Origin of the sequence: Chryseobacterium sp. JM1 (genome assembly GCF_000737715.1) — a bacterium.
GTDB lineage: Bacteria > Bacteroidota > Bacteroidia > Flavobacteriales > Weeksellaceae > Chryseobacterium.
The window spans coordinates 23,915-39,221 of record NZ_JPRN01000002.1; the positions used below are offsets into that span (position 1 = coordinate 23,915).

Consider the following 15,307-nt stretch of genomic DNA (forward strand, 5'->3'; position numbering starts at 1 on the left):
ATGAAAGTTTTAATTGTAAACGGCCCCAATCTGAATCTTTTGGGCACAAGAGAACCCGAGATCTACGGCAGTACTTCTATGGAATCATACATGGAAACATTGAGATCTGAATTTACATCTGATGAACTGGACTACTATCAGTCTAATATTGAAGGGGAGATTATTAACAGGCTTCAGGAGGATAATTTTGATGCACTGGTGATTAATCCCGGAGCGTATACGCATTATTCGTATGCTATTGCAGACTGTTTAAAGAATATCAGGAAACCTAAAATCGAGGTTCACATCAGTAATATTTACAAAAGGGAAGAATTCCGTCAGAAATCTGTAACAGCCGCGAATACCGATGCGGTATTATCCGGTTTTGGAATGGATGGATACAGATTGGCTTTATTGAGCTTAAAATAAAAGTTTATTAACCACTGACTACACAGATTTACACGGATGACTGCGTTTTATTTGAAAGAGAAATCAGTTTAATGAAATAAACACTATAGCATTCTAACTGTTTTTTTTAATATTAAGAAATTAAGATCTTAAGAGATTACGTGCTTAAAGAACTTAAAAAATCAATTTATTGATTTCTTCATTTATAACGATAAGCGCATTGCTTAAATCCTTAATGCTTAAATAAGAAATAAACTAAAGTTTATTCAGATTAAGGAAATTAAAACCAATTTTAAACAGACACAGAAAAAGATCATAAAAAAAAGCCTCATCGATGATGAGGCTTTTGTGGTATTAAGTAGTCTGCTGTTGAAGCTGAGGTCCGGAAGCGATTAACTTCCTTCCTTCTTCAGTATCGCAGTACTGTTCAAAGTTTTTGATATATCTTGCGGCAAGATCTTTTGCTTTTTCTTCCCATTCTGCAGCATTGCTGTATGTTTCTCTAGGATCAAGGATACCTTCAGAAACATTTGGAAGCTGAGTTGGAATTTCAAGGTTCATGATTGGAACCTGAGTTTTAGGAGCATTTTCGATAGAACCGTCAATGATGGCATCGATAATCGCTCTTGTATCTTTCAGAGAGATTCTCTTTCCTGTTCCGTTCCAACCTGTATTGACAAGATAAGCTTTAGCTCCGTGCTCCTTCATTTTTCCAATCAGTGTTTTAGAATACATGGTTGGGTGAAGGGTAAGGAAAGCTTCTCCGAATGCAGGAGAGAAAGATGGTTCCGGTTCTGTAATTCCTCTTTCGGTACCTGCCAGTTTGGAAGTATATCCGCAAAGGAAGTGGTACTGAGCCTGGTTTTCATCCAAGATAGAAACCGGAGGCAATACTCCGAATGCATCAGCAGAAAGATAAACGATCTTCTTAGCATGTCCTGCCTTAGATGGAAGAACAATCTTGTTGATATGATAAATTGGGTAAGATACTCTTGTATTTTCAGTGATAGATCCGTCTGTATAGTCAGCAACTCCGTTGTTTACGACTACATTTTCAAGAAGCGCATCTCTTTTGATCGCTCTGAAAATATCCGGTTCTTTCTCTTCAGAAAGGTCAATCACTTTAGCGTAACATCCACCTTCGTAGTTGAATACACCATTGTTGTCCCAACCGTGCTCATCGTCACCGATCAGGAATCTTTTAGGATCTGCAGATAAAGTTGTTTTTCCAGTTCCTGAAAGACCGAAGAAAAGAGCAACATCTCCTTCTTCACCTACGTTTGCAGAACAGTGCATAGAAGCCATTCCCTTCAATGGAAGGTAATAGTTCATCATGGCAAACATTCCTTTTTTCATTTCACCTCCGTACCACGTACCTCCGATGATCTGTAGTTTTTCAGTAAGATTGAACATGATGAAGTTCTCAGAGTTTAATCCCTGAGCTTCCCAGTTCGGGTTCGTAGTTTTAGAACCGTTGATCACTGTGAAATCCGGCTCCCCGAAGTTTTCAAGCTCGTAGTGAGACGGACGGATAAACATATTAGTAACGAAATGCGCCTGCCACGCTACCTCAACGATGAACCTTACTTTTAGCCTGGTATCTGTATTGGTACCACAAAAAGCATCCACTACATAAATTTTCTTAGCCTCAGAAAGCTGGTTCAGCACTAATCCTTTACAAGAATCAAAATTTTCCGCTGTAGTAGGAAGGTTTACTTTCCCATCCCAGAAAATTGTATCTCTTGTAACATCATCCTGAACTATGTATCTGTCTTTAGGTGAACGACCTGTGAAAATTCCAGTTTTTACTGATACTGCACCGGATTCCGTAAGTTCAGCTTGCTCAAAGCCTTGATTATCAGGAGCCACTTCAGCCTGGTATAACTCTTCGTAAGACGGGTTATAGACTACTTCATAATTTCCTTTAATCCCTAATTTTTCTAAATCCTGGATGATTTTAGCGTGTTTCATTTTACTTATATTTTCTATTTCTTTATTGGGTTCAACAAAATTAATATTAATTATTTGTTAAAGGTGGTTTAAATATAATGATATAAGTCAGAATGACAAATAAAAAAAAAGGATTGTAAATTATTGATTATAAATTAATTATATCGGACCATTGAAAAACGGTATTAAAACCTTTTCCCCAAAAATAGTCCTCATAGCCGTCAAATTTAGCACTCATCACAAAATCTCCGCCCCAGGCCCCCAAACTTTTGACAAAAACCGGACAGTCTTTGAAAAATTTCTCTTTAACTGTGGGAATTTCAAGGAATTTCGAAATTTTTTGTTCATGAATCATCATCAGTTCGGAAAAACTTTCCAATTCATTGCATAACAAAACTTTTTTTGTGATATCCGAAAATTCGTCAACGAGTATTTGAGACTTCGGTTTTGACTTGTAAAAGTTGATTCCTTCCCTGCTGTCCTGTTTCTGATTTAAGTGAATAAAGATCAGTTCATTTTTGAACGGAGGATTGAAATCTGCCCTTTCATAAAAGATTTCCGGCTTACTTCTGAACAGGATGGCTGATTTCTCTTTGGCAACGGCAATATCGTACCCGCTTCCGCCTAAACTGATACTGTTTAAATGAAAAGGATCAATAGCTGCCCACTCCGCAAGATTGTTCATCAGCGTTGAACTGCTGCCGAGTCCATAATCTGCAGGAAACTGAAGATTGGTCTTCAGATAATAAGTAGAATTCTTTTTGAATTTAATTTTAGAAAGCTGCTGAACGTTTTGTAAGGTTTTGAGAATAAATTCAGCGCTTGAAGGAATATTGGTTTCCAAGATCTGCCAGTTTTTATAGTCTATGACAGCCTTAAACCATAATTTGTTTTGATGAAAGGCTTCCCAAAAGATCAGGGATTTTCCATCTTCTTTTTCTTCAAAAAAAAACTCTTGTCCAAGCTTGGTAGGTACCGCCAGGACAAGAGCTCCGTCTATCGCGAAATATTCAGAAGTAAGCATAAGCTTTCCCGGTGAAAATATTCCGCTCATATTTTTTATTAAATAGCTGAAGCAACTTCCACAGAAGGATCAATTTTCTTGATCAATCCCTGAAGTGTTTTTCCAGGACCTACTTCTACGAAATTAAACGCTCCGTCTTTGATCATATTCTGAACAGACTGTGTCCATTTTACAGGACCTGTAAGCTGAGCGATCAGGTTTTGTTTGATCTCTTCAGGATTAGTCACTGCTGTAGTGGTGATATTCTGGTATACCGGAATAGTTGCTTTTCTGAATTTTGTATTTTCAATCGCAGCCGCCAGTCTTACCTGTGCAGGTTCCATCAAAGGTGAGTGGAACGCTCCGTTTACCGGAAGTAATAACGCTCTTTTTGCTCCCGCTTCTTTAAGCTTTACGCAAGCTTCTTCTACTGCAGCTGTTTCTCCTGAAATAACCAATTGGCCAGGACAGTTGTAGTTAGCCGGTACCACGATACCGCTGATCTGTGCACAGATTTCTTCAACTTTTGCGTCTTCAAGACCTAAAATTGCAGCCATAGAGCTTGGATTGGCATCACAGGCTTCCTGCATTGCTTTTGCTCTTTCGGATACTAATTTCAGACCGTCGTCAAAGGATAAAACTCCATTGGCAACCAAAGCTGAAAATTCTCCTAAAGAATGTCCTGCAACCATTTCAGCTCCAAGACCGTTCACTGCTTTTAAGGCAGCTACCGAGTGTATAAATATAGAAGGCTGGGTAACCTCTGTTTTCTTAAGATCTCCATCCGTCCCGTTGAACATCAACGAAAGAATATCGAAACCTAAAATTTCATTGGCAGATTCCATTAAGTCCTTAATGTCTTTTCTAGAATCGTACAATTCTTTTCCCATTCCTACGAACTGAGAACCCTGCCCAGGAAATACAAGTGCTTTCATGTAATGAATTAAATATTATGCAAATATAAAGATAATGTTAAAAATATTCCTTTAAAAAGGCATAAATCGGTTAAGGAACTAATCTAATCACGCGGTATCCGGTGTTTACATACGCTCCGTTTGCTTTTGATTTTACAAACTCAAACTTGGTGGCAAGCTGTGTCTGTACTTTGTTCATCTGCTTAAAGATCTCTCCTTTTCTGTTTTCTCTGGTCAGCATATCGTTTACGACATCAAAGCCAACGATGGCATATTTAGGAGGTGTTTTGCAGTATTTGTTTTTATAGGCTGCCAAGATCTCTTTTTCAAAATTACCATCTGCATTGATCTTTCTGTCCATCAGATACACAAGGCTTGCCTGGCTCAGTTCATCTACTTTTTTCTCAAAAGTTGGAGAATAGTACATACTGAAGGCTTTTACACCCTGAACGTCTTTGGAAAGGGCTATCATTTTATTGGCGAAAGCTTCACCGGCAGCATCATTGTCGCTGGCAAGAATAGCAATAACCGGAGCAGACTGCCCAGTCATCATATTCTGATCCAGCTGAATTTCTGCAGGAGAGTTGACGATAATAATGTTTGGATTTTTAACTGCTTTCTCCAGACCGCCTTTGATGTAGCCTGCAATTTCTTTTTTGCTGTCTGCTACCACATAGATTTTCTGATCTGAATATACGCCTTTTACTTCTTCAACAATTTTATCTGCATAAGTCTGGTCATTGGTTTCCACGATGATCAGGTTGCTGTAATTGTACAGTTCCGGAGAGTTAGCGAAAGGTGCCACAACCGGGATTTTCTGATTCTTGGTAAAATCAAGAACATCAATAACGTTTGATTTGAAGAATGGGCCAATGATCAGATCCGTATTTTCAGGATTGATCTGTGCCATTGAGTTTTTAAATGAAGCTTCGTTTCCTGAATCTACAATTTTGATATCCAGTTTCTGCCCGCCTCTTGCATTTCTTTCGATGGCTAATTTAGCTCCGGTAAGGAAATCCAGTGCCATTCCTCTGTACTGAGTTTCGTTGGTACTGTATCCGAAAGGAAGCATTAAAACAACGCTCAATGCATCACCGCTTTTCTTTACATAAGCCGGATCCTGTTTTTTGATCTTCAGGACCATTCCTGATTTCAGCCCTTTTGAAAGATCCGGGTTCAGAGCGATCAGTTCATCAATCGAGATTCCGAATTTATTAACGATGGAGAACACAGTGTCTCCCTGCTGAACGGTGTAGGTTACGTAATCATCATCAGTGGCTGCAGGAGTTGCAGTTGAAGTAGATTTTTCGTTACCTGAATCTATTTTGGTTTTAGGATTTACCGGCTCAGTGACTGAAGTGGTATCCGTTTTTGATTTTTTTACGATAATGGTTTCGCCCGGCTTCAGTCCTTTTTCCTCCAATCCAGGATTTAAGGTATAGAGTTCCTGCTGGCTGATTCCAAACTGTTTTGTAATTCTGTAATAATTATCTTTGGCCTGAATGACATAAGATTCCCCTTCTTTAACTGCTGTTTTAGGAGTCTCAGCATGAGTTTCCACCTGTTTAGGGGTTACGGCTACAGGAGCCGTCTGCTGGTCTCCGCCATATTTCTTGATGCTGTCTAGCGGCAAAGTGATCTCATCTCCTATTTTCATATGGGTATCGAGCTCAGGATTCAGTTTTCTCAGGTCTGCTTCAGAGATACGGTACTGTTTTGTAATTCCGTACACCGTCTGTTTAGGTTGCAGGATAATTTTTCCAACCTGCCCATTTGAATGACTTGGTTTTGCTTTTTCAACCACTGCAGGCTTAGACACCGAAGCGGTCTGTTTTTCAGCTTTCACTGTCACAACATCTCCAATAGCCAGCTTACCGTCTTTGAATTTTGGGTTCAGCTTTAACAATTCATCTACAGTTATCCCGTATTTCTTAGCAATATTGTAAGGATTGTCTCCTTTCACAACGGTGTGCGAGTTCTGGGCAGATACTCCCAAAACCATACATAAACTGGACAAAATAAAAAACCTCTTTATCATACTCGGTAATTATAATTTACAAAAATACTTCTTTAAAATTAAATGGCAACAATTATTAATTTGGATTCTTGAACCATCATTTCTTCCCAACAATTTTCAAGCCATGAATAGCCGTAATCGGAAAAGAATACACTGAAGTTATAGACTCTTTCCTGCCAGGTTTTGGAGGGGTGAACATCTAGAAACAATCTCTCCAGCCTTTCGAGCAATTCACCCTGTTTTATTTTTTCGGCGTGCAGCAAGCGCTTTTTCATTCTTTTAAATGATTTCAGCTGTCTGACTTCTTCTGCCTTCACCATATTTCCGAAAGAAAGTTCGGTAGTTTCTGCTATCGTTTTCAGTTCGGAGAAGCTTTTCTCCAAAAGTATTTCTTTTTCTTCAAGCAATGACAATACACTGCTGTCTTTTAAAATTTTCTGATTGGTAATGGCTGTAAAGTTTCCAAAGAAATCTTCAATACTCAAATCCAATTTTTCAATTTTACCTACTGTTTTTTCTTTAATGAAAAGCATAGAGTTTCTCGGAATCAAAACAGGGAACGGAATATTGACTGCTGCAAAATAATCTTTAAGCTCCAGCCAATACATGATTTCTGCATTTCCTCCGATGTACGCCAAATTAGGAAGTACTTTTTCCTGATACACAGGACGCATCAAAGCATTCGGACTGAATCTTTCGGGATGACTGTCCAGCTCCTGAAGGATTTCTTCCTGCGTAAATTTTTTGTCTGTATCTACTGCAATATATTTTTCACCGTCAAAGTCGATTCTGTCTCTGGTTTCCGAAAGATAGAAAAGGTTGATATCTCTTGGATTCACCTGAACTTTTCCATATTTCTTGGTCAGAAAATCTACTTTTTCTTTTGAGTTTTTCTGTAAACTGAAATAAAGCAATTCGTCTCTGAAAATATCTTTGATCTGGTTTTTAAGCTCTGTGGAGTCGCCATCCATGATCAAAAGCCCAAATTCAGAGAACAGTCTGTTCACTAAGGTTTTGATGGCCTCCGTCAATGTATTTCCTACTTTATACGCTTCCTTCATCATCAGGATCAGCTCTGTCCCGAATACGGAATCTTTAAATTCCTTTTCAAATTCTGAGATGAAAAAAGTATCGCTGATGGTAATTCTTCCCACCGGACCGCCTGACTTTTCATTGATCTCATAATAATTGTTTTCCGTCTTAAAATGATTGATCTCTGCAAAATCATGATCTTCTGATGCCATCCAGTATACCGGAACGAAATTAAAATCCGGAAAGTTTTCCTTCAGATAAGTACAGCTTTTAATGGTCTGTAAAATTTTATAGACAAAGAAAACAGGTCCGGAGAACAGGTTCAGCTGGTGTCCGGTCGTTATGGTAAAGGTATTGGGTTGTCTCAGGTTTTCCAGGTTCTCTTTCTGCTTTGAGGAAAGCGTAAGGTCTGAAAGTTGTTTTTCCAGCACATCAGACAAGATCTGTCTCTGATCCGGTGTAAATGAATTCTGTTTGAGATGGATCTGATCTTTAAAGTGATCTAAAGAAAAGGTATTGTTTTCAAAGCCCTCAATCTTTTGGTTCAGAAAATCTTTTACCAGCTGAGGAATGCTTTCTATATCGTTAAATGATATTTTATTTATTGTTTTCAACTTGGTTTGGCTTTTAGTTGAACAAATACCACACAATTCCGATGTTTAATCTAAAATCATAAACCGGATAATGTGGAAATGCATATGCTTTATTATTGGAGATGAGTGTTCCTATTTGTTGTCCTTCTACGTAGAAAAACATTTTTTTAACCTTCATATTGATATAAAGATCGGCAATAGGCTGTCCTCCGATAGAGAATGAATCTGCACGAGGCAAGATATATTCATTAAGGATCGGGAAGTAATCTCTTGATGCAAATTTTGAGAAATAATAGACTTTCACTCCCATTTGAACCTCGGCCGCATCTTTAAAGGCTTTGCTCTGGAAGAAGAAGTTGGCTCTTCCGATGAAACTTGGCATGGGCAGAAGTTCTTTATTTGTTAATGCATTCTGGAAATGAAGTCTTGTATTAAGATGGAATTTTCCGAAACTGAATGTAGCATCACCTCCAATCTGAGAAATATTCAGTGAGCTGCTGCTCTGTTGCGGAGCTCCGTCTGCATTGAAATACGTGTAGTTGTCTATTCTAAAATAATTAGCGAAAATTTCGGTTTTGAACCATTTTAGATTTACACTTCCTCCGATTTCCGTTACCGTCTGATTTTTCGCGTTTTCCAGATAGTAGTTGTATTTGTTGTAAACGGATGTATTTAAAAGGTAGTTAAATGAAGGGTATGCACTCTGGAAATTTACTTTCGCATTCACGAAATAATCTTTGATTGGCTCAAACTTGATATTGTTGGTAGTTCTAAGATAACTTCCGAACTGGCTTCCATTTGAAAATTCTAAAAATGATTTCAGCTGGAACTTGTCCCAAAGTTTAATCTGCAAGTTTCCAACAGCTCCGATTCTGTTTTCTTTAAGTTCACCCGGAAGCGCTGTTCCATTGACGGTAGCAAGATCTCTCACTCCAAATTTAATCATTTGATAACGTACTCCCCCATCAAGCTTGAATTTTTCATTGTTAAAAACCAAACTTACCGTATTGCTGAAGTTATCTGAATATTTTTTTGTGGTCAGCGGGAAACCGTTCGTCAGTTCTGAAACATTATCATACCAATACGATTCTACACCTCCCTGGTTATAAAAATACTTATTCCCCTGATGAGATAAGGTATGCCTGATGCTGAAAGGAAATTTCTCTGCATTAAATGGCGTAAACTGATGGCTCAGATAATATCTTCTGTATGAATACTGAGAACTTGATGATGCCAGATTAACCTGGGCATTCTGTCTATTTTTGTAATTACTGTCTCCACTTTGGAACAGATCATCTTCTGTGATTCCTCCACTTTCCTGGTTGTTGACGTTCTGATGTAGATAATGGGCAAACAATTCATAATTCCCGCTCTTGGAAGTATAGTGTCCTGAAAACAAAGTATTGTTATTGGACGCTAATGAATTCCTGTAAAACCCCTGAGAACGAAGCCCCATATAGTTGATGGCAAAGTTGAATCTTTTTCCGATATTCTGGGTATACGTAGAATTCAAAGCTGCTCCGTTTTTCATCGCGGTATGATAGACGAAAGTGGCTGTAGGTGTTTTTACATCATAGTACTTCACATCATCGGCACTGATGATCATGTACGATTTGTTGGAAGGCAGCAGAGACAGGTTCTGCTCCGGATTTACTTCATACACCAAAGGATTGAATCCGGCTCCTATATTGGCAACCTGGGCTTTCCCGAAGTTGTCTGTATTATTATATTGTGAATAAATATGCGTTTTGTCAAAAGTCATCACGGTATCAAAAATCTTCTTTTCAGAAAATTGGGTCTGATACAGATAATCATTAATGGTAGGTTTAAAAATTTTCAGGGAATCTTTTTTCCCGTTATCTACAACAAGGGTGTCTTCTTCTTTCTGCGGGCTCTTGATATCTGTTTTATTAACAACTTGAGCCTTCGAGACAAAACCGAAGAAGATTATGATAAAAAGGATGTACTTCATGCGTTTATTTATATTGTTCAAAAGTAACATGAAACCTTAAAGTTCCATTATTGATTTTTGTACAGCAAAAATAAGAAATAAAAGGAAACAAAAACCCCTGCCATTCGCAGGGGTTTATATATGGTGTTTACTTGTTTACAAATTCTACCAGTTTTATCATATCCGGTTCTTTGTTGAAATTGATTTTATTGGATTTCACAAAGGTTTCAAGCTCCTTTTTGTCTATTGAAAAAATTCCTGATGCTTCTGAAACATTCTTTGGAAATTTTGAAAACTTTTTGTCTTTGGCTATCAGATAGAGATCCTTATCTCTTTCGTAGTAATCGTTGGCATCCTGTGTAAAGCCATTGTTACTTTTGGTTCCTGTCATCAGTTCCATTTTTTCTCTTTTATACAAAGAAAATTTTGGACTGTCTACGAGCAATACCAGATACCCTGACTTTGTTTTGCTGTCATATGAATAATTAATAGATTCATATGTTTTTTTCAGTGACGGAAAGCTGACTTTAAGTCCTTCTGTTTTATTGGCGTTGTACAGTTCGTCTCCTATTTTGAATTCCATTTCATCTCGGTAAGCGTTGTATCGCAGATCCTGAACATTTTTACTGTAATCTTTTATCGTTACTTTTTCAAATTTATCGCCATTTACATATGGGGAACCATCAATTTTATGATCCTCTTTACGAACTCTTCCGGGTTTGCTGTAGAAGCCGTCTGGTGTAGTTACTACATTAAGGATATCGGTTTCCTGGGAAAAAAGGCTTTGTGATACGAGTATTCCAGTAATAAAAAGTATTTTTTTCATATTAATATTGGTCTTAAGATTAAAAAAGCCGCTTAGAGCGGCTTTTTTATTATTTAGTTTATCTATTATTAAGCACCAAACCCAGGGTTAGGCGTTACCAATGTTCCAGGAACGTTAATTTCGTTTCTAGGAATAGGGAATGTTAATAATGGGTTTCCTACATTTCTTACAGTACCAGCAGCACCGCTAGAGCTTCTTTGAATAACCGGTTGATTTCTTCTTAATAAATCCCAATATCCAAATCCTTCTCCTACAAGTTCTTTCTGTCTTTCAGTATAAACATTGTCTAATGTAAGTGTCACTGCAGGTGCTAAAGCTCCTGTAGCTCTTCCACGTCTAGCCTGAATCAAGTTGTAATAACCTATTGCAGTTGCAGGAGTTCCTCCAGCCTGAAGTTCAGCTTCAGCACCGTTTAATAATACTTCTTCGTATCTCACAACGTGAATATTGTCAAAACTGTTTACATATTTACCGTTAAGAACGTTTGCTGTTGAAATCACGGTTCCTCTCACGTCATCTGCAATATAAGAAAGTCTTAAAGCAGGAACAACTTTCATGTTTCCGTATCCGTTTGGAGCAAGGTTTAATTTATTAGAAGTAGACGTTGTTCCCAAGTCATTAGTAGAACCAACTACAACTTCAAAAATTGAATTCACAGCAGAGTTTGCTTTTGAGAAACTAGAAGAAAAATCAGCTGCAGGAACAACAGAATATCTGCCTGAAGCAACAATTTCAGCAACCAGCGTTCTCACTTTAGCGTAATCACCTTTGTATAGATAGTATCTGGTCATTAATGCCTTCACACCAAACTGGTTAATTTCTGCTCTATTCGTATGTATACTGGTTGTTGGAGTTCCCATTAAGGAAAGTGCCTTATCAAAATCCGCTTCGATCTGAGCTCTTGTTTCTGCTACAGTAGAACGGGCTTGTTTAGCTTCTGCGTTGAAAACTGTAGGAACCACTACTCCTGTAGTACCTCCAGCATACTCCTGTCCAAACATTCTCAATAAGTCAAATAAAGCTAAAGCTCTTGAAGCATAAGACTGCCCCATTAAGTAGTTAGCTCTTGCCTGAATCACAGCAGGATCCTGAGACTGCTTCCATGTTAACTGTCCTGAAGGCACATTATTAATTACAATATTAGCCTTTGCAATCACTTTATACATTTCTGCATACGGTCCGGAAGAATACTGATCTGCTGCTGTCATAGAATAGGAAGCAACGGTCTGGTAATAACCTGCACCATTAGCAAAGTCAGAATACATATTATTACTTCTCAATTCTCCGATCATTGTGAAATCACATCCATAGTAAGAAGCATTTCTCATAGACAAATACTGTCCTTTAACAAAAGCATCTAATTCTTCAATGGTATTTAATGGTGACTGTTGAACCTGCTGAAAGAATTCAGTTTCAATGAAGTCATCACTACATGACGTTAATGTTGCAGTTGATATAACTGCTAACATTCCATATTTTAAAATATATTTTTTCATTTTTTACTAATTAAAATTGAATATTAAACCCTAGTGAATAAGTTTTTTGAACCGGCAAGTTAAGGTTATTGGTTGAGTTCAAGTTGTTTTCAGGGTCAAACTTAAGGTTCTTATCATAACGGTGTGTCAGGATATTGTTCCCTTGAGCATATACTTCAAAACCTTGAAGCCCTGTTCCTTTTAACATCTTAGCATCAAATTTATATCCAACTCTGATGTTGCTTAGTCTTAAATAATCTGTTTTCGCCAAGAACCTTGTTGAAGTTCTGTTTGAGTTCGTTGCGTTATTATATATCGGTCTTGGATTCGCAGCGTTTGGATTGGAAGGAGTCCAGAAATCAAGTGCATCTGTAGAACCAGGATAAGAATAAGTATACTGACCATCAGACTGAGTATAAGATCCCCAATCGTTTAGTACTCTACCACCAAATCCGAATGTTCCTAAAGCAGATAGCGTAAAGTTTTTGTATGCTACATTAAGGTTTACCCCTCCAAATACATTTGAATAAGATCTTCCCTGTACGGCAAGTGCTGCATCTGCATATTTGTTGGTAGTTTCTCCATCCATACCGTTTTTATACCATAATGGATCTCCGTTTGTAGGATCTACTCCTGCCCATTTTCTGATATAGAAAGTACCGATTCCTTCACCTTCTCTAAGGATAGTAGCGCCTGAAATCACGTCCTGACCACCATATAGTGATGTAATTTCGTTTTTCAGGGTACTTAAGTTACCACCAATGCTAAGGCTGAAATCGTCTTTTCTGATTACATCATAGTTCACAGTAAATTCAAATCCTTTGTTTACCAATGATCCTACGTTGATATCTTTGAAAGGATATGTTGGAGTAGTTTCAGCAGGTAATCCCTGAGATAACTGTAAAGGCACACTGAATACTAAGTCTTCAGTCTTCTTGTTATAATATTCAGCCGTAACGGTAAGTCTGTTTTTGAAGAAGCCCATATCAAGACCAAAACTCAAAGGTTTTACAGTTTCCCATTTTAGCTCACGGTTAAAAGTATATCTTGGAGCTCCGGCAGGCTGGTCATTATAGTTTCCTGTATACTGGAATAAAGAGTAAGGAATACTGGTAATACTATTACCTACTTTACCATAAGATCCTCTGAATTTAAATTGAGAAATTTTGTCCCAGTCTTTAACAAACTGCAGTCTTGCCAAATCAACTCCGGCACCTACTGAATAGAAAGTTCCCCATTTCTGCCCCGGTGTAAAGTTTGATAATGCATCTCTTCTAACGGAAGCATCAATTAAGATCAATTTATCATAGTCATAGTTCAATACACCGGCATAACCGTTTCTTGAACTTACAGATCTATCACCTGTTGCATAGATCGGCTTAATGAAGTTACTTAATGTTTCAAGGTTTGGAGAACCTACGTTCACGCCTTGTCCTGCAACAGCTCTGTAATTTCTTTGGTAAGCTTCCTGAATAGCCGAGATATTGAATCTGTTTTTGTCTCCTAACTTAAAGTTATAGTTAACAATGTTCTGTAAGTTCCAGTTGAAGTATCTTGCAGTAGTTTCAGTTTTTCTACCATTTACCTGGTATCCGTCACCATGAACCGGGTTATAATACGTATCATTTTCGATGTTGTTATATTCAGCTCCGAAAACTACTCTGTATGATAAGTTCTTTAAGATCTGATATTCTCCATATACGTTACCGAATACTCTTGCCGTAGAAGCTCTGAAGTAGTTATTATCCTGTACATAACCAGAGTTGAATAAGTTGTTACTTAATCTTCCGCTGTTACCCAGGTAATAAGTTCCGTCCGGATTGTAAGCCTGGTCTGTAGGTCTTGCAAATAATTCAAATAAGATTGGGTTTGCAAATCCACCTCCGTTTGGAAGGGTATTGATTCTACTGTATGAAAGCTGAACATCTGTACCAAACTTGAATTTATCTGTAGCTTTAACGTCTACTTTTGTGGTAAAACCTAAACGTTTGAAGTCAGATCCTTTCAATTCACTTTCCTGAAGGAAATAGTTAGCAGAGTTATAATAAGTAATTTTATCATTTCCACCGCTGATAGATGCATTTACTGAATTCTGATACCCGCTTCTGCTGGTTACATCTCTCCAGTTTGTATTATTAGTTGTAGTAAATATCTGCTTTGGTGCAGCTCCGTATAAACCAGCTATCATATCTGCATATACCCCCTCAGGAGTTGTTGTAGGATCTGCATTAGCAAAAGCATAAGATAATATATGTCTATACTGCTCTGTATTTAAGCCTTTCATTCCTTCAATAGCACGGGAGTTTGTCCCCGATTCGAAGTTTAATGAAATTTTTGGTTTACCTTTTTTTCCTGATTTTGTGGTAATCACAATTACCCCAGCACCTGCATCCGCTCCATATACTGCTGTTGAAGCAGCATCCTTAAGAACTGTTACACTTTCAATATCATCACTGTTAAGGTTGGCAAGGATGTTTGCAGTAGTAGCTCCACTTGTTAAATCCCCACTCTGTACTCTAATACCGTCAACCACATAAATAGGGTTCACACCACCATTTACAGAAGTGATACCTCTTACACGAACTGATGCAAAACCTCCAGGCTGCCCGGAAGCATTACCTGTCTGAACACCAGAAACCCTACCTTGAAGCATTTTATCAACTGACGCTACAGGAACATCCTTGATTGCGTCACTCTTCATTGTACCTACAGATCCGGTTAATTCCTGCACTGTCTTCTTTTGTCCGAATCCAACCATTACTACTTCTTCAATCTCTGTAGTAGCTGTGTCTTTTTTCGTCTTTTGCGCAGAAGCAACTTGTCCTAAGAAGAACAATGCCCCAACACTTAATACACGTAGTTTAACATTCATATTAACAAATTTTAATATATTTAATTCGCAAATATGTTAATAAATATTAACATCCACAAGTATTACACTTCTGTAAGCAGATTGTTTTTTTTATATATTGTTTTTAACGATTCCGTGAAATAATAAAGATTAAGCAATAATATCCAGCTTTATTTGTATAAATATTTTTTTTTCACTATAGTTATTTTTTTTAACAAATTATTGTCACTATTAAGAATATTATTTAGAATCAATATAAATTAAATTAAAATGTTTTTTAACATTAAATTGATACTATAAAAAAGTGG

10 protein-coding genes are annotated in these 15,307 nt (G+C 37.6%); 1 reads left to right on the forward strand and 9 read right to left on the reverse strand.

Annotated elements, in window-relative coordinates:
* Complete coding sequence (locus IW22_RS02380; protein WP_034723904.1) at nt 1-408, forward strand: type II 3-dehydroquinate dehydratase; 408 nt, start codon at nt 1-3, stop codon at nt 406-408.
* Between the two features lie 333 nt (nt 409-741).
* Here IW22_RS02380 and pckA read toward each other — a convergent pair whose 3' ends face one another.
* The 9 genes from pckA to IW22_RS02425 form a co-directional block, all read right to left on the reverse strand.
* Nucleotides 742-2,358: a phosphoenolpyruvate carboxykinase (ATP) gene (gene pckA / locus IW22_RS02385; RefSeq protein ID WP_034723906.1), complete on the reverse strand. Its 1,617-nt coding sequence runs from the start codon at nt 2,356-2,358 to the stop codon at nt 742-744.
* 127 nt (nt 2,359-2,485) lie between these two features.
* Nucleotides 2,486-3,391, reverse strand: a complete 906-nt coding sequence (locus IW22_RS02390; RefSeq protein WP_034723908.1) for a GYDIA family GHMP kinase — start codon at nt 3,389-3,391, stop codon at nt 2,486-2,488.
* Nucleotides 3,392-3,399: 8 nt separating this feature from the next.
* Nucleotides 3,400-4,275 carry an ACP S-malonyltransferase gene (gene fabD / locus IW22_RS02395; RefSeq protein WP_034723909.1) on the reverse strand — a complete coding sequence of 292 codons (876 nt, stop codon included), beginning with the start codon at nt 4,273-4,275 and terminating at the stop codon, nt 3,400-3,402.
* A gap of 70 nt (nt 4,276-4,345) precedes the next feature.
* Entirely contained in the window at nt 4,346-6,292 is a 1,947-nt protein-coding gene (locus IW22_RS02400) for a LysM peptidoglycan-binding domain-containing protein (RefSeq protein WP_051890954.1), read from the reverse strand.
* Nucleotides 6,293-6,330: 38 nt separating this feature from the next.
* Nucleotides 6,331-7,917 carry a bacillithiol biosynthesis cysteine-adding enzyme BshC gene (gene bshC / locus IW22_RS02405; RefSeq protein ID WP_034723912.1) on the reverse strand — a complete coding sequence of 529 codons (1,587 nt, stop codon included), beginning with the start codon at nt 7,915-7,917 and terminating at the stop codon, nt 6,331-6,333.
* A gap of 13 nt (nt 7,918-7,930) precedes the next feature.
* A complete protein-coding gene (locus IW22_RS02410; protein ID WP_034723914.1) occupies nt 7,931-9,868 on the reverse strand; it encodes a putative porin in 1,938 nt (645 codons plus the stop codon).
* Nucleotides 9,869-9,995: 127 nt separating this feature from the next.
* Nucleotides 9,996-10,673, reverse strand: coding sequence for a hypothetical protein (locus IW22_RS02415; RefSeq protein ID WP_051890955.1), 678 nt, complete (start codon nt 10,671-10,673; stop codon nt 9,996-9,998).
* Between the two features lie 68 nt (nt 10,674-10,741).
* Nucleotides 10,742-12,169 (reverse strand): RagB/SusD family nutrient uptake outer membrane protein, encoded by a 1,428-nt coding sequence (locus IW22_RS02420; protein ID WP_034723916.1) that lies wholly within the window; start codon nt 12,167-12,169, stop codon nt 10,742-10,744.
* Between the two features lie 10 nt (nt 12,170-12,179).
* Nucleotides 12,180-15,020: a SusC/RagA family TonB-linked outer membrane protein gene (locus tag IW22_RS02425; protein WP_034723918.1), complete on the reverse strand. Its 2,841-nt coding sequence runs from the start codon at nt 15,018-15,020 to the stop codon at nt 12,180-12,182.
* Nucleotides 15,021-15,307 lie beyond the last annotated feature (287 nt).

Bases quoted from the DNA above. Each gene is read 5' to 3' on its own strand.
- IW22_RS02400 (WP_051890954.1), bottom strand. From the start codon at position 6,292: ATGATAAAGAGGTTTTTTATTTTGTCCAGTTTATGTATGGTTTTGGGA.
- IW22_RS02420 (WP_034723916.1), bottom strand. From the start codon at position 12,169: ATGAAAAAATATATTTTAAAATATGGAATGTTAGCAGTTATATCAACT.
- IW22_RS02410 (WP_034723914.1), bottom strand. From the start codon at position 9,868: ATGAAGTACATCCTTTTTATCATAATCTTCTTCGGTTTTGTCTCGAAG.
- IW22_RS02415 (WP_051890955.1), bottom strand. From the start codon at position 10,673: ATGAAAAAAATACTTTTTATTACTGGAATACTCGTATCACAAAGCCTT.
- IW22_RS02425 (WP_034723918.1), bottom strand. From the start codon at position 15,020: ATGAATGTTAAACTACGTGTATTAAGTGTTGGGGCATTGTTCTTCTTA.
- pckA (WP_034723906.1), bottom strand. From the start codon at position 2,358: ATGAAACACGCTAAAATCATCCAGGATTTAGAAAAATTAGGGATTAAA.
- IW22_RS02380 (WP_034723904.1), top strand. From the start codon at position 1: ATGAAAGTTTTAATTGTAAACGGCCCCAATCTGAATCTTTTGGGCACA.
- fabD (WP_034723909.1), bottom strand. From the start codon at position 4,275: ATGAAAGCACTTGTATTTCCTGGGCAGGGTTCTCAGTTCGTAGGAATG.
- IW22_RS02390 (WP_034723908.1), bottom strand. From the start codon at position 3,391: ATGAGCGGAATATTTTCACCGGGAAAGCTTATGCTTACTTCTGAATAT.